The sequence below is a fragment of the Streptomyces sp. IBSNAI002 genome (assembly GCF_052244475.1).
Classification (GTDB): Bacteria; Actinomycetota; Actinomycetes; order Streptomycetales; family Streptomycetaceae; genus Streptomyces.
The window spans coordinates 2,883,840-2,905,131 of the sequence record NZ_JBQPXG010000002.1 but is presented as its reverse complement, the minus strand read 5'-3'; the positions used below and the strand labels follow the sequence as shown (position 1 = coordinate 2,905,131).

At 69.2% G+C, this 21,292-nt stretch carries 25 protein-coding genes and 1 pseudogene; 15 read left to right on the top strand and 11 right to left on the bottom strand.

The features are described from left to right. Positions 1-13 precede the first annotated feature (13 nt). The 5 genes from ACTVZO_RS14100 to ACTVZO_RS14080 form a co-directional block, all read right to left on the bottom strand. Positions 14-904 (bottom strand): hypothetical protein, encoded by an 891-nt coding sequence (locus ACTVZO_RS14100; protein ID WP_443298717.1) that lies wholly within the window; start codon positions 902-904, stop codon positions 14-16. Then, complete coding sequence (locus tag ACTVZO_RS14095; protein ID WP_443298716.1) at positions 901-5,865, bottom strand: phage tail tape measure protein; 4,965 nt, start codon at positions 5,863-5,865, stop codon at positions 901-903. The genes ACTVZO_RS14100 and ACTVZO_RS14095 overlap by 4 nt, the downstream gene beginning before the upstream one ends. A 106-nt stretch (positions 5,866-5,971) precedes the next feature. Further along, positions 5,972-6,208, bottom strand: a complete 237-nt coding sequence (locus tag ACTVZO_RS14090) for a hypothetical protein (RefSeq protein ID WP_443298715.1) — start codon at positions 6,206-6,208, stop codon at positions 5,972-5,974. A gap of 116 nt (positions 6,209-6,324) precedes the next feature. Beyond that, a complete protein-coding gene (locus ACTVZO_RS14085) occupies positions 6,325-6,906 on the bottom strand; it encodes a hypothetical protein (protein ID WP_443298714.1) in 582 nt (193 codons plus the stop codon). Between the two features lie 73 nt (positions 6,907-6,979). Next, positions 6,980-7,468, bottom strand: a complete 489-nt coding sequence (locus ACTVZO_RS14080) for a phage tail tube protein (RefSeq protein WP_443298713.1) — start codon at positions 7,466-7,468, stop codon at positions 6,980-6,982. A 329-nt stretch (positions 7,469-7,797) separates the two neighbouring features. On the opposite strand from ACTVZO_RS14080, the gene ACTVZO_RS14075 reads away from it, so the two are divergent. The 9 genes from ACTVZO_RS14075 to ACTVZO_RS14035 all read left to right on the top strand — a co-directional run bounded on the left by ACTVZO_RS14075 (position 7,798) and on the right by ACTVZO_RS14035 (position 13,664). Further along, positions 7,798-8,400, top strand: coding sequence for a hypothetical protein (locus ACTVZO_RS14075; RefSeq protein WP_443298712.1), 603 nt, complete (start codon positions 7,798-7,800; stop codon positions 8,398-8,400). 42 nt (positions 8,401-8,442) lie between these two features. Next, positions 8,443-8,673: a hypothetical protein gene (locus ACTVZO_RS14070; RefSeq protein WP_443298711.1), complete on the top strand. Its 231-nt coding sequence runs from the start codon at positions 8,443-8,445 to the stop codon at positions 8,671-8,673. Between the two features lie 207 nt (positions 8,674-8,880). Continuing rightward, entirely contained in the window at positions 8,881-10,116 is a 1,236-nt protein-coding gene (locus ACTVZO_RS14065; protein ID WP_443298710.1) for a helix-turn-helix domain-containing protein, read from the top strand. A gap of 58 nt (positions 10,117-10,174) precedes the next feature. Beyond that, complete coding sequence (locus ACTVZO_RS14060) at positions 10,175-10,579, top strand: hypothetical protein (protein WP_443298709.1); 405 nt, start codon at positions 10,175-10,177, stop codon at positions 10,577-10,579. Further along, positions 10,576-10,785 carry a hypothetical protein gene (locus tag ACTVZO_RS14055; protein WP_443298708.1) on the top strand — a complete coding sequence of 70 codons (210 nt, stop codon included), beginning with the start codon at positions 10,576-10,578 and terminating at the stop codon, positions 10,783-10,785. Before ACTVZO_RS14060 ends, ACTVZO_RS14055 begins: the two co-directional genes overlap by 4 nt. A 96-nt stretch (positions 10,786-10,881) precedes the next feature. Further along, complete coding sequence (gene amcB, locus ACTVZO_RS14050; RefSeq protein WP_443298707.1) at positions 10,882-11,955, top strand: cyclophane-forming radical SAM peptide maturase AmcB; 1,074 nt, start codon at positions 10,882-10,884, stop codon at positions 11,953-11,955. Then, the gene (gene amcA / locus ACTVZO_RS14045; protein WP_443298706.1) at positions 11,933-12,193 is read left to right on the top strand and encodes a multiple cyclophane-containing RiPP AmcA; all 261 of its coding nucleotides are present in this window, start codon (positions 11,933-11,935) and stop codon (positions 12,191-12,193) included. Before amcB ends, amcA begins: the two co-directional genes overlap by 23 nt. A 62-nt stretch (positions 12,194-12,255) precedes the next feature. Beyond that, positions 12,256-12,930, top strand: coding sequence for a pentapeptide repeat-containing protein (locus ACTVZO_RS14040; RefSeq protein ID WP_443298705.1), 675 nt, complete (start codon positions 12,256-12,258; stop codon positions 12,928-12,930). 14 nt (positions 12,931-12,944) lie between these two features. After that, on the top strand, positions 12,945-13,664 hold the full coding sequence (locus tag ACTVZO_RS14035) for a hypothetical protein (RefSeq protein ID WP_443298704.1): 720 nt from the start codon (positions 12,945-12,947) through the stop codon (positions 13,662-13,664). Positions 13,665-13,728: 64 nt separating this feature from the next. Here the strand turns inward: ACTVZO_RS14035 and ACTVZO_RS14030 are convergent, their stop codons facing one another. Genes ACTVZO_RS14030 through ACTVZO_RS14010 form a run of 5 tightly spaced genes read right to left on the bottom strand, consistent with a single transcriptional unit; the run spans position 13,729 to position 15,505 of the window. Further along, positions 13,729-14,157: a hypothetical protein gene (locus tag ACTVZO_RS14030; protein WP_443298703.1), complete on the bottom strand. Its 429-nt coding sequence runs from the start codon at positions 14,155-14,157 to the stop codon at positions 13,729-13,731. Beyond that, positions 14,154-14,393, bottom strand: coding sequence for a hypothetical protein (locus ACTVZO_RS14025; RefSeq protein WP_443298702.1), 240 nt, complete (start codon positions 14,391-14,393; stop codon positions 14,154-14,156). The genes ACTVZO_RS14030 and ACTVZO_RS14025 overlap by 4 nt, the downstream gene beginning before the upstream one ends. Continuing rightward, positions 14,390-14,797: a hypothetical protein gene (locus tag ACTVZO_RS14020; RefSeq protein WP_443298701.1), complete on the bottom strand. Its 408-nt coding sequence runs from the start codon at positions 14,795-14,797 to the stop codon at positions 14,390-14,392. Before ACTVZO_RS14020 ends, ACTVZO_RS14025 begins: the two co-directional genes overlap by 4 nt. Then, complete coding sequence (locus tag ACTVZO_RS14015) at positions 14,794-15,204, bottom strand: DUF6093 family protein (RefSeq protein ID WP_443298700.1); 411 nt, start codon at positions 15,202-15,204, stop codon at positions 14,794-14,796. The genes ACTVZO_RS14020 and ACTVZO_RS14015 overlap by 4 nt, the downstream gene beginning before the upstream one ends. Continuing rightward, entirely contained in the window at positions 15,197-15,505 is a 309-nt protein-coding gene (locus ACTVZO_RS14010) for a hypothetical protein (protein WP_443298699.1), read from the bottom strand. Before ACTVZO_RS14010 ends, ACTVZO_RS14015 begins: the two co-directional genes overlap by 8 nt. A 317-nt stretch (positions 15,506-15,822) precedes the next feature. On the opposite strand from ACTVZO_RS14010, the gene ACTVZO_RS14005 reads away from it, so the two are divergent. The 6 genes and pseudogenes from ACTVZO_RS14005 (at position 15,823) to ACTVZO_RS13980 (ending at position 20,495) form a co-directional block, all read left to right on the top strand. Next, complete coding sequence (locus ACTVZO_RS14005; RefSeq protein ID WP_443298698.1) at positions 15,823-16,098, top strand: isoamylase early set domain-containing protein; 276 nt, start codon at positions 15,823-15,825, stop codon at positions 16,096-16,098. Between the two features lie 132 nt (positions 16,099-16,230). Continuing rightward, the gene (locus ACTVZO_RS14000; protein ID WP_443298697.1) at positions 16,231-16,422 is read left to right on the top strand and encodes a hypothetical protein; all 192 of its coding nucleotides are present in this window, start codon (positions 16,231-16,233) and stop codon (positions 16,420-16,422) included. Between the two features lie 275 nt (positions 16,423-16,697). After that, a pseudogene (locus ACTVZO_RS13995) lies at positions 16,698-17,138 on the top strand (flavodoxin family protein); the annotation flags it as partial. A gap of 569 nt (positions 17,139-17,707) precedes the next feature. Continuing rightward, positions 17,708-18,385 carry an STAS domain-containing protein gene (locus ACTVZO_RS13990; protein ID WP_443303166.1) on the top strand — a complete coding sequence of 226 codons (678 nt, stop codon included), beginning with the start codon at positions 17,708-17,710 and terminating at the stop codon, positions 18,383-18,385. Positions 18,386-18,703: 318 nt separating this feature from the next. Then, entirely contained in the window at positions 18,704-19,582 is an 879-nt protein-coding gene (locus ACTVZO_RS13985; RefSeq protein ID WP_443298696.1) for a DUF4394 domain-containing protein, read from the top strand. 469 nt (positions 19,583-20,051) lie between these two features. After that, complete coding sequence (locus tag ACTVZO_RS13980) at positions 20,052-20,495, top strand: SAM-dependent methyltransferase (protein ID WP_443298695.1); 444 nt, start codon at positions 20,052-20,054, stop codon at positions 20,493-20,495. 455 nt (positions 20,496-20,950) lie between these two features. Here the strand turns inward: ACTVZO_RS13980 and ACTVZO_RS13975 are convergent, their stop codons facing one another. Further along, positions 20,951-21,199: a hypothetical protein gene (locus ACTVZO_RS13975; RefSeq protein WP_443298694.1), complete on the bottom strand. Its 249-nt coding sequence runs from the start codon at positions 21,197-21,199 to the stop codon at positions 20,951-20,953. Between the last annotated feature and the right edge of the window lie 93 nt (positions 21,200-21,292).

Sequence of the window (21,292 nt, the reverse complement as noted above, 5' to 3'; positions counted from 1 at the left end):
ACGATCCTTGCAGTTAGAGAGCGATGTGCGCGCTGCGCCAGGTCACGGACAGGCGGGAGGCAGAGGAGTAGCCGCGGGCGGTCCACCACAGCTCGGTGGAGCCCGGAGGGATCTGAAACCCGTCGAGTCGGGAAGCCCCCGACAGCGAGGTGGCGACGTTCTCGCTGCCGTTACGGAGCGCCCACCGGGTGCCCGGCCGGGTCTCGATGTCGATCCGCTCGCCCGTTGCCAGCGACACGGCCAGCTCCAGCAGCGCGCCGGTCTTCGGCATGTAGATCCGCGGACTGATCACCGGCCCGGTGATGCGGATGGTCGGCCACGCCGGCATGTCGCCGTCGTTGCGGACCATGCCGCGCCGCTCGTTCGGCACGGACGTGCCGGTGTTCAGCGGAGCCACCAGCGGCGCCTTGAGACCGCCCAGACCACGGGAGGACAGCGACAGCGTCAGCGACGACACCGTGTCCCCGTAGAACCGCGGATCGGCCGCGAACTCCACGTCCAACGGAACCCACCCGAAAGCAGCCTGCTCCCAGGACGGTTCAAGGCGCCGCAGTCGACCAAACAGGACGCGCGTGGGGCTCCCCGGCCACTTGATCCGCAGCGGCATCGTCGCCCCCGGAGCAGTCCGAACCGCCGCAGCGTCGGCCGCCTCCTGGAGGTCAGCGAGGATCTGCCGGGCCGCCGCCGGGTCCCCGGGCGTCTTGATCGCGCAGTCGATACGGACCGTCCGGGCGTCGTACCAGTCCGAACCGGCCCAAAACCCATCCGAGCCCGGCCGGGAGACCAGCTCTCCGCGCACCGGGGCCCTGCCCAGGCCCTCCACCTCCGCGATCGGGATGGACGTGTCATGGCCGAGGACGACGCCACCCAGCTCGACCTGGAAGTCCTTCAAGGCGGCGCTCATCGCAGGCCGCCCCTCTTCGCGCGGCGAAGTTGATACGCCACCGAGGCCGCGATGTCGCTGGCGGTCGCAGCCGCCTTCGACACGTGGATGGTCTGCGTGCCGATCGCCGGGGCCTGCTGCACCACCACGACCTGCGGCCGGCCCGCGCCCGCATCCACCAGACGCTGCGGCGTCAGGCCGAATCCGAAGCGTCCCGCCGTCTCGGCCAGCACGTCCGTAGCCCGGCTCCGCTTCGACGCCGCGTGCGGGATGAACGATTCTGCGACCGTCTCGCCCTCGGCGAATTTGATCAGGCCACGGCCCGACCCGTTGAAGATCCCCGGCTCCCAGATGCCGCCGTTGGCGTAGGACAAGCCACGGTTTGCCCGCGCGAGGTCGGCCAAGAACCGCTCGGCCCGCGAACCGACCCCGCGCAGCTGGGACGAGGCCAGGTTGGCGACCTCAATCAGCCGGTCTTCCTCAATCCCCGTGGACTCGGCGACGTAGTGGATGCCCCGCCCGGTGGACAGAGCGGAGATGATCTTCACCAGGTCGGTGAGCTGATCCCCGGACAATGCCTTGTCGGCGGCCCGAGACGCCTTCTCCGCCTCGGCGGCCTTCTTCGGGTCCTTGACCGCCTGCTCGGCCAGCTTCTCAGCAGGCTCATCACCCTGCTCGGCCAGGCGGGCGGCGAGCGAGCCGTACCCGGCGGCGGCGAGCTTGGACAGGTTCGACTGGAAGGCGTCGGCGTTCTTGACCGCGTTACCGAGCTGGCGGGCGTAGTCGGCCAGGGACACCCGGGCGGCCCCGGACAGTTTCTTCAGCTGCTCCGCCATCTCGTTGATGTACTTGGTCGAGCCCTTCGCCATCTTCCCGGTGAGCTCGATACCGTCCTCGCCCATCTCCTCCAGGGCATCGGCCACGTCCTGGCCGGCACGGGAAGCGATCGTGGACAGGTCGGCGCGCCACCGCTCCGTCTTCGCCGCGGACTCCCGCAGGTTCTTCTCGAACAGGGCCAGGTCGAAGGTCTCGTTGCCCTTCTTGTCCTTCCGCATGGACTTCGACCGCAGGCCTGAGCCGCTGCCCCAGCTCGGCGACGGCGACGGCTGGTAGCTCCAGTCCGACAGGCCGCCGCCCGCGAAGTAGCTGATCTCCCCGCCGAAGCGGCGCGCCACCTCTCCGAGGATCGCCTTCGACCGGGTCCGCTTGCTGCCGGCGAGCGGAATGTAGGCCTCGCCCTGCGTCTCCGGCTCCGCCCACACCCGCCACGATCCGGCCGGGGCGATCTGCGCAACGTGCTGCTCCGATCGGACACCGCCCTCGGCGTAGTACGACACGACCCCGCCGTCCGCCTCGAAGCGATAGCCATCCGACCAGGGGCCCGGCCCCCGCGAACCGGAAGTCGTCCAGATGCTGTTGTGGACGGTGGTGACCGTCACCGTCCGGCCGGTGAGCGAGTTGATCGCACCCTGAATCGCGCTGATATTGCCGGTGGCCGTGCCGGTGGGAACGGAGACGTTCACGTTCTTCGAGCCCGGAATCTCGGTGATCTTGAATCCGAGATCGGTGAGCTGCTGGCGGGCACCGTCGGTCGGCGCGGCCACGGTGACGTATTTCGAGCCGGGGACGCTGCCGATGGCGCTCTTGACGGCTTCCAGGCTGGCGATCGTCTCGGACGTACCCGCAGTGGTCTGGACGTGCTTGGAGCCCGGGGTCGCGCTGATTTTCGCGATCAGGGCGTCCAGGTCTGCGCGTGCCAGATCGGTCGGTGCGGTGACCTGCACCGTCCGGTCCTTCATGTCGGCGATCTTGAAGCCCAGCTTCTCCAGCTCGGCGCGCGCTTCGTTCGACAGGGTGGAGATGGTGACGGTCTTCTTGTCCGGCGTCGCCTTCAGCGCCTGCTGGACCGCCATCAGCTCGGCCATCGACGCATCCATGCCGGCGGTCTGAAGGAGGATGCTCACCTTCTCGGGAACCAGGCCCGCCTTGTCGGCCAGGTTCGCGGCCTGCTCGGCGGTCATGCCGAAGCCCTGCGCCGTGGAGATCGCCGACTCCCGCGCGGTGGCCATCTGCTTCTGCGCAGCCTCCAGCGCCTCCGGCACCGACTTCCCGTTGGCCTCGGCGAACTGGTAGGCGGCGAGCGCGGCGTCCGCACTGCTCGTGGACAGCCCCTGAAGGAGGTCGTACAGCTTCTGGCCGTTGCGGGTTACCGTCGACAGCGACCCGTCCATGTTCAGCAGGACCTTGCCGTACCCCTCCGCGTGGTCCACCCCCGCCTTCAGGGCCTCGCTGGCGTCCAACACGGAACGGTTCAGCCGTGCTTCGGCCGCAGACAGGTTCACCGATCCGCCGGCCAGGATGTTCAGCGCGTCGTGCAGCGCCCGCGCCCGCGAGTCGGCGTCAGCGGTGGTGTCGGACAGCCGCCGCATCGCGTCGGAGAACTTCCCGAACGGGCCCACCGAGTCGGCCGCCGACTTCGCGCCCGACGCCTGGGCGTCCGCCAGGTTCTTCGCGTCCGTCACGGCCTGCGACATCTCGCCCTTGACCGACCCAAGGGCTCGCGCCGCCCCGTCGTACGTCTTGCCCAGCTCGGTGAACTGCCACTTCCCGACGCGCCCCTGACTGACGAACTCGCGATGTGTGCCCGCCGTTTCCCGCAGCCGGTTCTGAAGGGCGTCCAGCCCGCCGTCCTGGCCGAGGTAGGCATCCGTGAGCTCCCTGGCCGAAACACCGGCTTTCCCCATGACGTCGACGAGCCGCGCCTTGCCGTCGAGGACCTTGGCTTCCATGACGGCCTGCGCGGCAACGGAGCGCACGTTGTCGTTGATCGCCCCGTTCGACTCCCGCAGCGCCTGCGACAGGCTGCTGATCCGCGACCGGTGTTCGGCAGCCGCCTGCGCGGCCTTCTGCTGATGGGAGGCCAGCATCGACAGACCCACGCCAGCCGCCGCGATGGCGACACCCCACGGCCCGCCCAACGCGCCCATCAGCCCGCGGGCCGCACCACCGAGACCGACACCGATCGACCGGGCAAGACCCTGAGCCGGGCCCTCCGCCGCACGGAACGCCGCGCTCATCTGCCCGATGATCGGCACACGCGTCTGGAGCACGGCCAGGTGCTGACCGATACGGCTGACGGACTGGCCCTGCCGCTCGGCCAAGGCCGACTGCACACGCATCTGGTCGCCCCACGACCGGTAGGCGCCGACGACCGGACCGGACACGGTGCCGGCCAGGCGGCTCATGACGGGGGCGACCCGGTTGGCCATCAGCATGGCGATGATCGCGGTCTGCACCGGGCCGGGCAGCGCACCGAACGCCTGCACCAGCCAGGCCACGCCCTGGCCGATCGGCCCCAGGACCTGGGAGAGACCCGATGCCCCGGCGCTTGCCAGGTTCAGGGCGGTGGTGACGATGTTCAGCGCGGTCGCCCCGGCCCCGGCCTCACCTGTGACCTCGGCCAGGGCCTCCGCGATGGGCGCCAGGCCATCGCCCAGGTTCTCGAGGATGTCCAGCCCAGCACGGCCAGCGTTGACCACCACGTTGATCGCGGACGCGAGCGCATCGAAGGCGAGGTCCTTCAGCGGTCCGCCCAGACCTCCGGCGGCATCCCGGATCGCGTCGAAGCCCTCCGCGATGGCAGCCGATGCCGACGGCTTCGCCAGCGTGTAGAGGTCGTGCAGGTAGTCCAGCCCGCCAGCGAGCGCAGGCGTTGCCGCGCCGAGCCCGGCCGTGAGCAGGCGGGTGACCTTCTCCAGGCCGGGCGCAGCAGAGGTGTAGAGGACCTGGCCTGTGGTCTTCCACTGGCTCTTCAGCTGGGTGACCGCACCGGCGAGCCCCTTGGTCTGGGATTCGGCGATTTCACCGGCGGCCCCGGTGCGGCCGATCGCGGTCCGCATCTGGTCGAATGCTTCAGTGCCCTGATGCGCCAGCGCCAAAGCGCCCTGAAGCGCAGGCTTGCCGACGACCTTCGACATCGCTGCGGCGAAGTCCTTGTCGCTGAGCCGGTGCCCCGCCTTCTCGAATCCTTCGACGACCTCGCGCAGGCCCTTGAAGTTCCCCTGCGTGTCCCAGGCTTCGATGCCCAGCTCGGCCAGGCCCTGCTTCATCCGCTTCGTCGGGGCGGCCAGGTTGGTGAAGATGCCGCGAAGGGACGTTCCTGCTTTGGAGCCGAGGATGCCGGAACGGGCCAGCATGGCGACGGCTGTCGCGGTGTCCTCGATGGACACACCGAGCTGAGCAGCGACGGGCCCGGTGTAGGACATCGCGTAGTAGATGTCCTTCAGGCCACCGGACGCCGCGTTCGCGCCGGATGCGAGGACGTCGGCTGCGCGCCCCGCATGGTTCGAGCTGAGCCCGAATTGATCCATGACGTCGCCGAGGTACTTTGCGGCGTCTGCGGCGGACAGGTTGTCGGCAGCGGCCAGTTGCATGGCGGCGCGCCCGTTCGCGATGGAAGAGGTTGCGCTCTGGCCGGCCTTGGCAAGCTCCAGCATCGCGTCTGCGGCCTTCGTCGCCGACGTGCCGGGGATGGTGAGATCGGAGCCGAGCTCGCGGGCCTTGGCCCCGGCCATCACCATCTCTTGGCCGGACGCTCCTGTGACCGCACCCCACTTCTGGATGGCGCGTTGATACTCGTTGCCCTCTTTGGCTATCTCCGCGAGGCCGGAGACGATGCCGCCGCCGACGACGATGTTGCGAAGGTGGTGGGCTTCCTGCCGGGCGCCGATCAGGCCCTGTCGCAGCTGCCGCATCGAGGCATCGCCGTCGGAAGCGACCTGCCGCAGACCTCGGCGCGCGGCGTCGGAATCGGCAGCGATGCCGCGCAGCCCGGAAGCGCCAGAGCCGACGCGACCGAGGATGCGGTGGACAGCGTCGACATCGCGGCCGAGGGAACGCAAGGCGCCGGAGGCGCCTCGGATGCTGGAGAGCAGGTTCGCGGCGTCAGCGCGCATCTGCACGCTGAGCGTGTAGGACGACACCTGTCCGGTGCCCTATCTCCCCGCGCCCCTTCGGATGCGCCCCTACCGCCCCACGCGGTACGCGCCGGCCGAAGCCCGCACGCTGTTGAAGATCAGCGTACGGGCGTCAGCGTGCGGCCTGCTGCGCCTCCCAGGCCCTGCGCGGAACCAGACCGATCCGGACGCCGTACCCGTCCGGACCTTCGGGCACGGTCTGCTGCTCGGTCGCGATCAGCTCACAGCCCACGCACCGGACCGTCGTCGTGACGTAGGCGAACCTGTCCCCACCGTGCTCCTCGTCCCACTCGGCGGCCCGTGTCCCGCACTGCTCGCACACGCTGCGCCGGTACGCCTCGAACGCCAAGGCCTTGACCCGGTCCGACTCCGACCACCGGCCGTCCCCCGCCCCGACGAAGAACGAGTGCGGGATGCGGTACCGGTCGCACAGCTCTAGCTCCGCGCGCAGCCGCTCGTCAGCGATCAGCCTTTTCCCACCTCACCGGCCGTCGCACGATTGATCTGCTGCGCCTGCCACGCTGCCGCGAACAGGCTGTTGGACTCCGCGACCGGCCAGCCGTCCAAGAGGTCCTGCGCCTCCTGCACGGTCATGCCGTCGACCTCCTGTCCGTCGTCATCACGCTCGACATGAGCCTCGGAGACCAGCGCGGCCGGGAAGCTCGTCGGGTTCCAGGCGTCGCCGTCCTCGGCCTGGTCCTCCGTCGGCGGGTGCTGTCGTATCAGCCCATCCAGTGCCGGCCGGGGCAGCGCCCGGAAGGAGAGCGTGACCGACACCTCGTCGAAAGCCTCCTGCGCGGCGACGAGCTCGGCCTCCGCCGCCTCCAGCTCCTTCTGCTCGCCGCCAGTCTCCGCGTCAGCCATCCGAAGCCGGGCCACGTCCAGCTTCGCCCGATCCAGGCGCTGCTTGGCCGCCATGTCGTCACAGAGCTGAAGGAGCTGCTCGGGCAGCTGCCGGGCTCGGAGCCGGGCGAGCTTGCGCGCCCAGTGATCATCTCGGCTGGTGGCCGGCGAGGTCGTCGGTTCGGTGGGGGTGGTGCTGGTCATCGGGAGCTCCGTGGTGGGGGAGGTCCCGGCCGGGCGAAGGGCGCCGCCCGGCCGGGAAAGGGAAGGCGGGCGGTTACGGCTTCGGCGCGGCGGGCGGTACAGGCGCGTCCTGGAGCGGCTTCTCCGTGATCGAGAAGGCCACAGTCATTTTCGCGGCCTCGTTGTCCACGCTGTACTGCGGGGAGCGGGAGCCAATGCGGACCGGGAAGACGTCCATCGACCGGGAGGCAGGCACGTCACCCTTGCGGAGGAAGACCACCCAGCCAGTGGAGTCCTTCGTGAGCAGCTGCTCGATCTCGTCAGCGACCTTGTCCTCGTAGAAGCCGAGGGACGAGTCATCAGCCTGGTCCACGCCAGGGATCTTCGACTCGAACGTGGACCCCAGGTCAGGGGTCTCGATCGCCTGGTTCGACAGCGACCATCCGTCGATCGCAGCGACCGCGTTCGTCAGGTCGGTGCCGGCGGTCAGTTCCGCCCGAGTAGGAAGGTGGCCAGAGTCTTTGACCGTCTTCAGCCACAGGATGCGCGTTACTCCGCGCCGTGAGTATTTCTGGATCTGCAAGGTCTGCTGTCCGATTCCGGGACGGCAGCCGCATGTCAGGTAGGCCCCGTCCCTCGACGATGTCGGGGAACCGGCCCACCCGGTGTTCGGGTTGGGCGTCCGCGAGGGGCCTCCGCGGTGAGGGGGTCAGCACGCTCGACGTGACCCGTCACTACCAACATACTGTCGGCGAGAGGCGGGACTTGTGAGCGGCGTGCTGGCGAAGCCCAGGGTGTGACTATCCTGACCTCATGAGCCTCGGGGAGAGTCAGAGGGCGCGGGACGATCGTCCGGCTGCAACTCCTCCTGCCTCGTGGGCTGTAGCGGAGTCAGCTGTTCGCCGGGAGTCCGTGCTGTACAGCGGCACCGGGACCGGCAGGTCCGCCTTCATCGCGGCCAGCGCCCTGTACTGGGAGAAGGACACGGGGCGGGCCGTCCGCGCTGTACCGACCAGCGCCGGTAAGGCTTGGGTGCAGCACTCCGCGCTGATGGCCCTTCGGGGCGAACTCCATGCGGGACGCTTCCCGGCCCCCGAGCTTGTCGACCGCCGTGTCCGGGACCTGCGCGCCCACAGCTGGACCATCAGTACCAAAAGCCCCGAACCACCCGCCGCGGCGCCGCAGACCCGCACCCACTCCCTGCTGTTCTCGAGCAGTTACTCCAGAGCTGCGGCGGTAGCCCGAAGCCTCATGGGCTTGTGGGGTGCGCGCGATGTGCCATCGGACCTGAACGCGGCGCAACTCCTCGACGAGATCGAGGCATACGGCGCTGTCCTTTGGCGCATTGTCGAGGTACGGCTACGGTTCCGCACTGACTGGGGCACTCCGTGCTTCCGGCGCTTGCCATCGTCACCCTGCGGGATCCTCAAGCTGGCCACGCCGAACGTCCCGCGCGGCCCCGATGCGCTTTTGCACTCCCAAGCCCGTTCCCATTCATGGGCGTTGGCGGCCTGACTCCTGTGCGGGCCCGCGTCCGCATGATTACGTGGAGTAGCAGTGCAGTTCATCGTGACAGCGGTATCTGACGTCCTGGCGTCAAACCCGGCAGAATCCACCGCGGTTGGTGTCGCCGCAGCGGTCATCGGTCCGCCCCTGATCAAGCGCACGGCGGAGATCACCACCGCCTACTGGGCTCCAAAGATCACACGGTTCCGGCGAGCCGTCGCCAAGCACGTGGCCCCGAAAGATCCCGGCTCGCACGTGGACGATCACGGTCAGGCCGGCTGAACTCGGCCGCCGGGCGGGCTACCCACGCTCGCCCGGCGGCCGCCCGCGGGCTCCGAACAACGCTGCCCTGCCCGCGGCTGATCGCACGTCCCTGTCCGTACCGCTCGATTTCTCGCTGTGTGGGATCTGTTGCCCAAAGGGCGCCTCTCGCCTCGTCGCGGCGGTACCTTCGCGTCAGAAGTGTGGTCGCGGATCGGGGTGGCGGGTGTGAGCGGGTACATCGAGGAACAAGAGCGGATCGGGCAGCGGGTCCGGCGGCAGCGGCTCTCTCTCGGGATGGCGCAGGCCGACCTCGCTGCCGCACTGGGCCGGACCCAGGGCTGGGTGTCCAAGCTGGAGAAGGGCCGGATCGAGCTGGACCGGGCCGGGCTGATCAACGCGGTGGCCGCCGCCCTGCACTGCCACCCGAACACCCTGATCGAGCGTCCGTACACAGGGGGCGGCGCCGAGACCAAATGGCAGGTGTCCGCAGCCTCCATCCTGCGAGAGCTGCGCCGCTACGACCTGGCCCCGGTCTTCGACGGCACCCCGCGCCCGTCCGCCCTGCTGTGGCACGACATGAAGCGCCTTCTGCGGCTGCGCGACGCGGCGGCGAACGGGGCCGTGCTGAGCGAGCTGCCGGACATGCTGCGGGAGACCCGCGCGCTTGCCGAGGTGTCCGCCGGCCACGAGCGTGAAGAGGCCTTCGCGATCTACGCGGTGGCCTGCAAGTTCGCCCACACCGCCGCCCACGCCCTCGGGCACCCCGAGCTTGTCGCGATGGCCTGCGAACGGGCCACCTGGTCGGCACAGCTGTCCGGCGACCCAGTGATGCCCGCGATGGCGTTGTGGATGCGGATGTGGGACACATGGGCCTCCGCCGACTGGAACGACGCTCTCGCCCTCGGCGACAAGGCACTCACCGGTATCGAGACGGAGTACGAAGCCGGGGATCCGCTGGCCCTGCGCATGTGGGGCGCCCTGCACCTGCGGGCCGCGATCTCGTACGCACGGGGCGGGAACGCGGCCGGATCGGATGAACGCCTGGCCCTGGCCCGTACGGCCGGCGAGCGGGTCAACGCCTACGTCGGGCCCGAGATCCACGACCGGCACTCGGTCACTTTCAGCCTCGGCAACGTCATCATCCACAGCGTCAGCGCCGCCCTGGAGATGAGCGACCAGACGAAGGCCCTGCGCCTCAACCGGGAGGCGGACCCCGCGCACATCGCGGTCCTGCCGAACTCCCGCCTCGGGCACCACCACATGGACCTCGCCCGCGCGTGGCTGTGGGACGGAAACCGCGACCAGGCCCTGACAGAGCTGGAGACCGCCGAACGGATCGCTCCGCAGCTGGTCCGCAATCACCCCGTCGCGCGGGCAACCTTGAGGAAGATCATCTATGCCGAGCGGGTCGCGACCCGTCAGCGTCTGCGCGGCATGACCGGACGCTTTTCGCTGGACTGATCTGCGGGTATTCCACGGATTCATATTCGCCGGTAGTCGACTGAATACGTTCCGCTGCATGACCTCTGCGCGTCGCACTGACCATGACCGCGTACGACATCAAGCGGATGACCCTGACCCGCGCTGGCCTTTGCGCGGCGATCTCGCCTACGACACCGCCACCTCCCGTACGGGTGTGGTCATAGACATCCCGGCAGACACCGGCACCACGGTCTACCGCCTGTGCCCCGAGGGCGGAGGCGAAGACGGCTGGAACGCCACACTCGACACCCTCATGCCCGCCGACGACGCGCCCGCCCCGCTTCCCCACCGGAACCCGGGCGGCGCGCTGCAGCAGGAGCCCGAATACGCGCCGTGGGACGACACCCCCGACCGCCCTGACCCCAGCCCTTCCCTGCGGGCCCGCGCCGAGCGAGGCATGGAGCGATTCCTGCGGGGTGCAGGAGAGGGCGGGCCATCGTGAGCAGCTGCCCTTCCTGGCTCCACGAAGGCGCCCGGATCTACGACCCGGCCAGGGGATGCGAAGCGGTTGTGCAGTTCGTCGGCGAGTGGGAAGACCCCCGCACCAGGCGCGTCATATCCGAAGCGGTGTTCCTGCGCCCCGAGGGCGGTGGCGTGGAATGGGTCGTCGCCGACCCCCAGGCACTGCGCCAAGCCGACGCCCGCTGACCCCGCCCTCCCGGGTGGGCGCACCACTCGAACCCGATCGAGAGGAGCACGATGCACCCTGCATTACGGCTCGCGGACAGGCCCCGGTCTGTGATCATGCAGCCGACGACGAAGTGCCTGCCCATGGACTGCACGTACTGCTACCTGCCGTTCCGGAAGATGAACCACCTGATGCCGGTCGAAGTCGCGGAAGCGGTTGCCAAGCCGGTCAACGAGTGGGCTGCCGACGATCCGGCCTTCGAGGTCGTGTGGCACGGAGGGGAGCCGCTGGCCGCCGGCCGCAAGCACCTGGCCGCGCTCATGTCCCCCTTCGAGGGCGTCAAGCACAGCGTGCAGACGAACGCGGCTCTGGTGGATGACGCGTGGTGCGCGTTCCTGCTGGGGCACCAGGTCCACGTCGGCGTCAGTATCGACGGCCCCGAGGACATGAACACCCGCCGCGTCACCCTCGCCGGCCACCCCGGATTCCGTGTCACGATGCGGGGCATCGAGCGCCTGCGCCGCCACGGCATTCCGTTCTCCGCCATCGCGGTTGTCTCCGACCCGGCCCCCGAGGACGCGGCCCGCTTCTACGACTTCTTCGCCGAGCTGGGCGTGACCACCCTCGGCGTCAACGTCGAAGAGGAGGAAGGTGTCAACCGCGGGGCCAAGGACGCCGATCCCGTACGCGCGACGGAGTTCTGGGCCGCCCTCGCGGACGCCTGGCGGGCCAACCCGATCATCAGGCTGCGGGAGGTCCAGCGGGTCCTGAACTTCGCCAGCGCCGTTCTCGGCGGCCACAACACGGCGCCCACGCCCACCTCCGCGCCCTGGGATCCGATGCCCACCATCGCCTACGACGGCGGGGTGGTCATGCTCTCTCCCGAGCTGGCCGGTTTCACCGACGCCCGATTCGGCGACTTCACCACCGGCAACGTGCTCAAGGACGGCCTGGACATCCTCGTCGCCGAGGCGGAGGAACGCACCCCCTGGATCACCGAGTTCTGGCAGGGCGTGGACGCCTGCCGCACCACCTGCCCGGCCTTCGCCTTCTGCGGGGGCGGCCACGCCGCGAACCGGTACTTCGAGCACGACGGCCGGTTCGACGGCACCAGGACCCGGTACTGCACCACCGCCAAGATCGCCCTACTCGAAGGAGTCACACGACATGTCCGTGCACACGCCCACTGACGCCACCACGCTCGTGATGGACTCGGCGGAGGGCTTCGAGTCCCTCCTCGAGGCCGCCGGCACCGCGGCGGTCGCCCGATGGGAGAACGCCGGAGCCAACGCCACCCGGAGCAACCCGCCCACCCCGCAGGCCGAGCACGGCGAGCCTCTCGCCGCGTTCGACAACCGGCCGACGTGGGACAACCCCACGGCCACCTTCGACAACCGGCCCAGCTGGGACAACTGGAAGAACAAGTAGCAGCAACCGACACAGGGGCGGCCCGCCGGCAGCGCGAGGCCGCCCCGACGACAAGGAGCACCATGGCCACCCGCACCTTCGGCCACGCCACCATCACCCTGCCGGAGCTGGACGAGCCCGGCCTCTACCTCAGCAACGTCGACAGCCTCGACAGCTCCCGCGGCACCGTCCAGGACTTCGCGTACGGGGACGCCGACCTGCGCTCGCTCGACCTCGCGGACACCCAGCTCGTCACCGGCCGGATCACGGGCATCCACGCCAAGCGGACCGAGTTCGAGTCGGTCAACCTGCATGGCGTGGAGATCACCGGCAGCGACCTCGGGTCGGCGCGCTGGACCGAGAGCAAGCTGACCCGCGTCCACGTCCGGGACTGCAAGCTCATGGGCGCCACCCTGAGCGGCCTGGTGCTCGATGACGTCCTGTTCGAAGGCTGCAAAGTCGACTTCGCCACCTTCGTGAAGGTCCGCGTCACCGGACCCGTGGCCTTCATCGGCTGCGTCCTGACCGAGGCAACGTTCACCGACTGCGACCTGTCCGATGCCGTGTTCACCGACTGCACGCTCCGGCTCACCGAATTCGACACGGGCCGCTACCGCAACACCGACCTCCGCGAGAACGATCTGTCGGCAATCCGCGGCGTCGCGAACCTCGCCAAGGTCCGCATCGACCCAGGCCAGCAGTCCGACCTCGCAGAGGCCCTCGTGGACGAACTCGACATCACCATCGGGGACGACTGACCCGGGAGGACCCCGTGCCCCTGCACATCGCCTACGGCGACCCGTCCGCGCTCCGCGCCCGCTGCGAAATTGCCACCGTCCGCACCGCCCGCCCCGAGGAGACTGCCTACGAGCCCGGTGCGGTCGTCCCGGCCGGGCAGTGGCGTCCCATGACCGAGACGGACATCAAGGCTGTCACGGCTCCGCGCAGGCCCCGGGACAGCACGCTGGTGGAGATCGTCCGGCCCCCGTACCGGGAAGGGCTCCCGCTCGAAGACCTCACGCTCCCTCTCGGCGGCGCGGACGCGGTCTACCTCGGCCAGGCCCTCGCCAAGCCCGACACGATCACGACCACCGACAACTACCAGGACGGCCGACTGATCGGGCTGCACCTCGACAACTGGGACAAGCTCCCGTACGCCGCCAAGCACACCGGGCGCCGCAGGATCGCCCTCAACCTCGGCCCCGGTAGCCGGTACCTCATCCTCGGCGCGATCGACGCGCAAACGGTCTGCCGGGCCGTCCACCCCGACGACCACACCCAGCGATACCCGCACACGGACGACTACCGCACCTACGTGGCCAGCGGCCGGCCCATCCGCATCATCCGAATACGCCTCGCCCCCGGTGAGGGCTACGTGGCCCCGACCGAGTACCTCCTGCACGACGGCTCCACCGAAGGCCAGGATCAGCCCTCAGCCGCCGCGTTCTGGCTCGGCCGGTGGAACCGTGGCGTCATGCCGTCACTCGTCTGACCCCAAGCACCCCAGACGGCGCCCAAATGCTGGCGGAGTCCTGGAAGCCGGGGCCCTGCCAGCATCAAGCCGAAGCTGTCACAGAGAACTTGTACCGCTGGACGCACGTAACGACGTCCCCGCTCGCGGGGTCCACGCCCTCGTCCACGAGAAGCTCCCGAGCCCACACGTTCAGGCCGGGAACGGTGACGGGGTACTCCCACCCGCCGGCCGCCGTGCGCTGAAGGAACGCACGGCGCACTCGGTCACCCAGCCACTCGACCTGGTCAGTCCGGACGCCGACGATCGTCACCTGAAAGGCGGGAGACGCGTCCTCGGAAGCATCCGCGAACGGCGCGCCGTTCACTGGCCCGCCGAGTGGGTACAGCACGCTGTACGGCAGCGGCGCCGGTCGCCCGTCCAGCAGCGGGAGTGCCCCGAGCCCGCAGGGCCTTCCGGTGGCCGCCGCCAACATGGCGCGTACAGCAGCCGTGAAGGGTGCACGGTCGATCACTCCGGGCCTCCGGAGAAGTGCGCGGCGGCCGGGCCTTCGATCGACAGGACGCCGTACCGGCACAGGCCGAGAGCATCCCATTCGGTGACACCAGGCGTAGTGATGATCGACAACGCCCGCTCGCCGTCCCCATCCAGCATCTCGGCGACGATCACAGCCCGGGAGAGGATCCCCCGCTCGTGGCCGCCCAGGACCTCGGTCAGGGCTATCTCGACGTCGGCGGACAGCTCGCTCACAGGGCATGCTCCACAGCAACGCCAAGAAGACGCACGACGGTCGGCCCCGTCGCCTCAAGGGCAGGTCCGGCGTGCGGGAACGGCGGCTGCGCGTACCGGCGACCGAGCGAGTCCGTGCCGACGAAGCCGTACTCCAGTCTTCGGGCCTGCGGGGCGCTGGTGCCAACCTCCGCGACCCACACCGGGGCGCCGCCGCGGACCTCGGACCGCCACGATGCCCGGTACTGGCCAGTGATCACCCGCGGGCCCGGGCGCCCGGAAGCCCGGGCCCGGACCGCAGCGACGATCGCCGCCGCGCTGAACCGCACCGCCGCCTCCGACTCCCCGCGCAGAACCAACGCCCCCTGATCGAGAGCAGCCGCCAAGGCGGCGGGGTGATTGAAGGAGCTCTTCTTCCTGCTCACGATGCGCTCCGGTCGTGCTGCTCCAGCCACACCGTCCGCAGCATGGGGAAGGACGACACCTCGCCCAGCGTGGTCACCTCGTACGTCCGGCCGACGGCCTGCACGTCGCGTGCCTCAACCACCAGCACTTCGTCGTGATCCTCCAGCTCGGCCGCCTCCACCGGCAGCAACAGCCGATACCCGGCCCGGACCTCCTCCGCCCACGCCCCGTCCCGGCCCCGGGAGCGGATCTTCTCCTGCTGCGGATACAGCCCGGCCTTCCCCACGAACACAACGAGCGGCGCGGCCGGGACGAGCTCGCCCGTGCTCGGGTCCAAGACCTCTTCCCCGCCAGCCCGAGTCACACGGACCCTGTCCGGCATCATGTGCCGATCAGCGAAGCGGGCGATGCCGCGAACGTTAAGCACTGGCCGCCCACTCCCGCAGCTGGGCCAACAGCCCGCGCGTCAGCTCCCCAGGCTGGCCGTCCAGGTCATCGCGGTTCAGCACGGCCTGGTCGAGCTTCTGCCACTCCACCGCATCAAGGAACCCGATCACCACATGCCGCAGATCCGCCGGCTCCGCCATCACCTCCGCGAGCCCTTCAAAGCCGAAGCCCTGCCACTCGGTGTTCACGTACAGGGTGACCTCCGGGGCTTCGCCCGGGGCCTGCATGACCCTGTAGACCTCCACGGCGGCGGAAACGTCCTGGCCGTCGAGCTCGATCACCGGAGGCTCATCGTGGGGCGCGGCGATCCGAATGCGACAGGACTGATCAAACATGCTCATGGTCAGGACATTAGGTGTGCGAAGCGCACGCCAGGTTGGGCCTTCGCCGTACAGCGGTCATGGCCAGAGCCGTTCAGGCCGCACATCTGATCGGTAACCCCGCCCGCCGGAAGGCCCGCAGGCCGGTGTCCCTCCCCGCATGGGTGACGCCGTCTGGGTGGCATGCGTGGCGGGTGGCGGAGCGACATGTTGCCGAAACTCGCGCAGCGGGCAGGAATGCCAGGCCATTGCCCCCACCCGTAAGGAGCTGACCGTCGATGCTGGAGTGTATCCGGAGCAAGAAGCAGACCAAGATCACGTTCGTCCTGCCCGCCAGCCATCCGGCCGGTGAGGTCAGCGTGGTCGGTGACTTCAACGACTGGCGGCCCGGCGCCCACCCCTTGGTCGAGCGTCTCGACGGGAGCCGCGCGGTCATGGTCACCCTCCCAGTGGACCAGCGCCACGAGTTCCGCTATCTCGCCGACGGCGGCCATTGGCTCGACGAGGAAGAGGCGGACGGCCACGACGGCCGCAACAGCCTCCTGCACACCTGACCCGCCTGTAGGGGACTGTCGGAGACCAACCTTCCGCCACATGCCGCAACCCAAGTAGTGCGCAGCGCGATACCTCGTGTCAGCTTGAGCGAGAGCAACCACGCTACCCCCACGCACCAAGGAGTCGCCGTTATGGGCGGTATGAAGGACAAGCGCCAAGAGCCGGGCAAGATCCGCGAGGAGCAGGAGCGCCCGCAGCGTCCCGGTCAGGACCCGGTCCACCCCGAGCCGGGTACTGCGCCCCGCGGCGACCGGCGCCCCGAGGGGATGGAGCGGCGCCGCGAGGAAGACCTCCTGCGCGACGAGCGCGATGACGACTTCTAAGTAGCGAGGTAGCCACGCATACAGAGCCCGGCCGGGGCGCGCAGGCAGTGATCTGGCCGGGCCCTGTCCTGTCCTCGCCGGGGCTGGCCAGGCCCGGCAATAATAGGCCCCGGCCTGCGCTGCGCTGCCGACACCTGATGCTCAGGATGGCGGCCATGGGTCCAGGCAGATCCGTGCGCGGCGGAGCCGATCGCGCGGGCGCGTGCCGTTAGACCGTACGGGAGGACTCGGGGCCCCACTGGTAAGGAACCGAGAGTCGCGGGTAGTTCAGGATCATGGACACTGACGGAACCACCCCGCTGCGCGCCCTCGCGCTTGTCTGCACCCTTACGCCCTCGCCGGCCCGTTCCAGCTCCCAACTGCTGGCCGAGCAGACCATGGCCGCTCTCGCCGAGCACGGCGTCACGGGGGAGATCATCCGGATCGTCGACCATGACGTCCGGCCGGGTGTGGAGACCGACATGGGAGATGGGGACGCGTGGCCTGAGATCCGGGACGCGATCATGGGCGCCGACATTCTAATCCTGTCGACGGCGATCTGGCTGGGGCATCCGTCCAGCATCGCCCAGCGGGTCCTGGAACGCCTGGACGCGGAGATCTCCGAGACCGACGACGAGCGCCGCATGCTCACCTACGGCAAGGTCGCCGGTGTCTGCGTCGTCGGCAACGAGGATGGTGCTCACAAGGTCAGCGCCGACCTCTTCCAAGGGCTCAACGCCGCCCGGCGGGGGGCTGCGCTGAAGTGGTCGATCTCGCCGGTCAGACGAACCACAAGGGTGTCGTCGAGCGCGGTGAGGGAGTGGACGACTATGACACCGGGCGCGGCGTCCGCGCCTGTGTCGCAGGGGGTGGGGCTTGCCGGTATGGGGCTGTCGGTTGAGTTCCTCACGACTCCATCAACGACGTTGACCGCCGGGCAGGAAACGAGCCACACAGCTCATTCACCCCTTGTGACCAGTACCGATCCCCGCGCGGGGGAAAACTTCGCTCATACGGCGCACCATGACGTGGGCCGTTGCCGTGCTGAGCGAACAGCATCCAGGCGCGAGAACCTTCTCCGGCCTCCGAGGCCGGCGACCGCAGATTCTCTGCAGGGCGCGCGCAGGTACGGATATCGGCCGTTTGATCAAACCGAGGGGTGGTCGGGCTGTGGCAGGAGAAGAGGCGGCTGCCACTGCCACAGCCCGACGACGGAGGAGCTACGCCCTTACCGCCTGCCGCAACACTGCCCGAGCGGCGGGGCGATCACGCCTTGCCATCGGCTTCGAGTCCGGAAGTGAAGCCGATGGAGCGACGGGCCCTCACCCATCAGGGCCAAGAGTGGGACTGCCCATCCGTCCGCGCGGGAAGCCGACGGACGCTCGCCACGCCGTGCAGCAGGTGGTCCGGGCAGGACGCCGGAGTGCGACGCAGACCTGCGCGGCGTCGCCGTGCCGGCCGCCGGTGGAAGCGGAAAGTGTCCGTCACCATGCGTCATGAACCTCCTTGCGCCGGCGTCGGCACCAAGCCAAAAGGTTTCGTGGGTTTCTACGATTTTGGGCTCGCTCGTGTGGTTCTGGGGCCGCTGGACATCTTGCCCATGTGCGGCGTTTCCTGGAATCACAGGCACCATGGCACACGAGGAGGGACGGTGTACGACACATTCCGGGTCGAGGTCCGACGCTGCGGGCCCGGCAGCTGCGAGGTGACTGTCGCCGGCGAGCTGGACGTGGCCACCGCCCCGGAGCTGAGGGCGGCCCTCCACCAAGCCGTTGGCACTCACGAGCACACTTCTGTGTGCCTGTCCCAGCTGACCTTCTGCGACTGCGCAGGTTTGGGAGCCCTGCTGTCAGCGGCCCGGCTCGCGAAAGCGCACGGCACGCAGCTGCGACTGCGCGAGGTTCCGGACTGCGTTGCTCGGCTGCTGAGCATTAACCACACCGAGAGTGTCTTCACCGCCCCTCAGCACGAAACATCGCGGTGAAGAACCGCGCGATCACTGGCTGCGACCCCATGCGTAAACGGTCCGGGACACGGGGATTGCGCAAGTGCCGATGGTGATCTTTCCGTCGGCCGCCTCGCACGCTGCCCGAAATTGATCACCCAGTGACATGTTGGGTGCTCGTGCGGCAGGAGGTGTGCCCAACGCAAGAGCCTTGGCCGGCGCGCTGCCGTGCCGCCTGCTCCGTTCGGGTGGACTCTCCGCGTCGGGCAGGTCCACGTCCGGCTCGGCTGCGAAGTGCTCGCGGATCCCGCCTCCACCCTGGTCGGGGTCACAAGCCACCCCATGTGAAAGGTGATCATGCGTACTCGCAGCACTGTCATCGCTCTCTCCGCCGTACTCGCCGCCGCCTGCGCGGCCCCCGCCCTGGCCGCAGGGTTCGACACCGACACCCCGCCGGGCCCCCGGCCTGCCATGGAGCGCCACGGGCTGACCGCGGTCGGCCTTACCGCAGACCAGCGGCTGGTGGAGTTCGATGTCGAGAAGCCGGCCAAGACCCACTCGATCGGCAAGGTGTCCGGCCTGATGGGCGACGCCAAGCTCGTCGGAATCGACTTCCGTGTCCAGAACGAGAAGCTGTACGGCGTCGGCGACAAGGGCGGCATCTACACGCTCAGCACCACCAACGCGAAGGCGACTAAGGTCTCCCAGCTGACCGTCGCACTGTCGGGCGCACAGTTCGGGGTCGACTTCAACCCGGCCGCCAATCGGCTGCGCGTCATCTCCAACACCGGTCAGAACCTGCGCCACAACATCGACGACAACGCCGCGCCGCTGACCACCACCGTCGACGGAATGCTCACCAACCCCACCATGCCTCCCTCCACGGCGATGGGCGTCACCGGCGCCGCCTACACGAACAACGACCTGAACGCCGCGACGGCCACCACGCTGTTCGATCTGGACACGATGGCCGACCGGATCTCGCTGCAGTCCCCGGCCAACGCCGGCACCCTGGCGCCCACCGGCAACCTCGGCGTCGACGCCGCCCTCGATGCCGGCTTCGACATCTACTACGACGCCAAGTCCGGTACGAACGAGGGCTTCGCTGCCATCAACGCCGGCAACGGCTACGGCCTGTACGAGATCAACGCCCTCACCGGCAAGGCGACCAGCCGCGGAATGTTCCCGAACGGGCAGCAGGTCACCGACATCGCCCTGCCGCTGAACCAGCAGTGATACCCGTATCGTCGATCGTCTGGCGGGGCCGCTTGGGGGCGGCCCCGCCAGACGTCGCGGCCACCTGACTCCGCATGTCCTCACTGCTGAAGCAGGGGCGGGTGGCTGCTGAAGACGACGTGGCTGGACGGCGGCCTGCCGCGGTCACCTCGATGGCATGGGGGCTCCCGACCTCATACGGCCCGGCCCAGACGTGGGCACGGCAGAGCCCTGTGGAGACCCTCTGTGGCAGATGATCGGGGAGCCGGTAGCCGGACAACGGACGGTTCGGCGGAGAACTGGAACAGCCCCGGCTACACCCGCGCCCTGGGAGCGGGGCACGGCGAGGTCTGCTTGCTCGACAGCACCGGATGGGTCCTTCCCCCTGGACATCGGCCGCTGGTGCGCCCAGGCTAATCCCTGCGACATGACGGTGGTACACCGCTGCCACGGACCCGTCCTGGACATCGGATGCGGACCCGGCAGACTCGTGGAGGCCCTCACCAAGCGCCGCCACCGCGTACTCGGCATCGACATCTCGCTGCCTGCCGTCAATGCCACGAACGAGCGTGGCGGCAGGGCGCTATGCCGGTCGGTCTTCGACCCGATCCCCGCTGAAGGCCTGTGGGGTACCGCGCTGCTCCTAGACGGGAACATCGGCATCGGCGGCGACCCCGTCAAACTGCTGCGACGGATCACCGACCTGGTACGTCAAGACGGCCTTCTGCTGGTGGAGACCTCCGGTGAGGACATCGATCGCCGTCACCTGGCCCGCCTCCACGACGGCCACGGCATGCGCCACGGCTTCTTCCCCTGGGCCACCGTCGGCAGCGCGGCTCTGACACGCCATGCGAGTGCTGCAGGCTGGCTCTCCAGCGAGCAGTGGAGGACCGCCGGCGGCCGACACTTTGTCGCGTTGCGGTCCCTTTGCTGATCCTTCCGGCTGCCGATCACCCGTGGTGGTCCTCGGTGTGAGCGTGTCAACGCCACGAGGATAGCGGGGAGAACTGATGTAGTGCCGAGTCGTTGTAGGGGTGGGTGCACAACCCAGTCCCGGATTCCGAGCTTCCGGGACGAGCCCCGTTCCGCCGCGCGGGCGGAACGAGGGCTCGGCTCCCGGGTAGTTGCCGCAAGGTCGTTGTCCTGCGCTGGACCCGACACCGGTGCCGCGAGCCCGGGAGTCGGGCCACGCATCGCGGGACAGCGTTCGGGTACGACAAGGCTGGCAGCTGTATGTGGGTGTCCGCGCGTCACGCCCTTGGCGTTGACGAGGTGCGGATTGTGCCCGTGGTGGCCGGCCGGGTCCATCGCGCCCTCTCACGGGGCGGTGTGCGGTGCCCCGGGGGTAGGGGTAGAGGCCGCACACCGCCCTGACATGCCTGTTGTTGGTTACCAGTCGTGGCCGTATCCGCCGTGACCTCCGTAGCCGTAGTCGTCGTCGTCCCAGCCGCTGTGGTGATACCAGCCGCCGCCGTACCCGTCGTAGCCGTCGTCTCCGCAGTCACCGGTGACGTAGCTCACCGAGTGGGTCGGGGCCGCGGCCGACGCTGTACCAGCTGTGCCGAGGGCAGCTCCGCCGGCCATGAGGAGGCCGACCGCGCCGACAGCGAAGAGACGTTTCGCTCTTTGAGCCTGCATGGGAAATACCCCTTGCCTTCCGGCGTCTCGCCCACCCCCGAAAGGCGAGAGGCATGAACCGCTGCCGCGCATTCGGGAATGGTGCGGAGCGGG

What these genes read in the sequence shown, in the direction of transcription:
- ACTVZO_RS14100 (WP_443298717.1), bottom strand. Translation starts at nt 904, where the DNA reads ATGAGCGCCGCCTTGAAGGACTTCCAGGTCGAGCTGGGTGGCGTCGTC.
- ACTVZO_RS14085 (WP_443298714.1), bottom strand. Translation starts at nt 6,906, where the DNA reads ATGACCAGCACCACCCCCACCGAACCGACGACCTCGCCGGCCACCAGC.
- ACTVZO_RS14060 (WP_443298709.1), top strand. Translation starts at nt 10,175, where the DNA reads ATGACCTCTGCGCGTCGCACTGACCATGACCGCGTACGACATCAAGCG.
- amcB (WP_443298707.1), top strand. Translation starts at nt 10,882, where the DNA reads ATGCAGCCGACGACGAAGTGCCTGCCCATGGACTGCACGTACTGCTAC.
- amcA (WP_443298706.1), top strand. Translation starts at nt 11,933, where the DNA reads ATGTCCGTGCACACGCCCACTGACGCCACCACGCTCGTGATGGACTCG.
- ACTVZO_RS14040 (WP_443298705.1), top strand. Translation starts at nt 12,256, where the DNA reads ATGGCCACCCGCACCTTCGGCCACGCCACCATCACCCTGCCGGAGCTG.
- ACTVZO_RS14005 (WP_443298698.1), top strand. Translation starts at nt 15,823, where the DNA reads ATGCTGGAGTGTATCCGGAGCAAGAAGCAGACCAAGATCACGTTCGTC.
- ACTVZO_RS14000 (WP_443298697.1), top strand. Translation starts at nt 16,231, where the DNA reads ATGGGCGGTATGAAGGACAAGCGCCAAGAGCCGGGCAAGATCCGCGAG.
- ACTVZO_RS13990 (WP_443303166.1), top strand. Translation starts at nt 17,708, where the DNA reads ATGGAGCGACGGGCCCTCACCCATCAGGGCCAAGAGTGGGACTGCCCA.
- ACTVZO_RS13985 (WP_443298696.1), top strand. Translation starts at nt 18,704, where the DNA reads ATGCGTACTCGCAGCACTGTCATCGCTCTCTCCGCCGTACTCGCCGCC.
- ACTVZO_RS13975 (WP_443298694.1), bottom strand. Translation starts at nt 21,199, where the DNA reads ATGCAGGCTCAAAGAGCGAAACGTCTCTTCGCTGTCGGCGCGGTCGGC.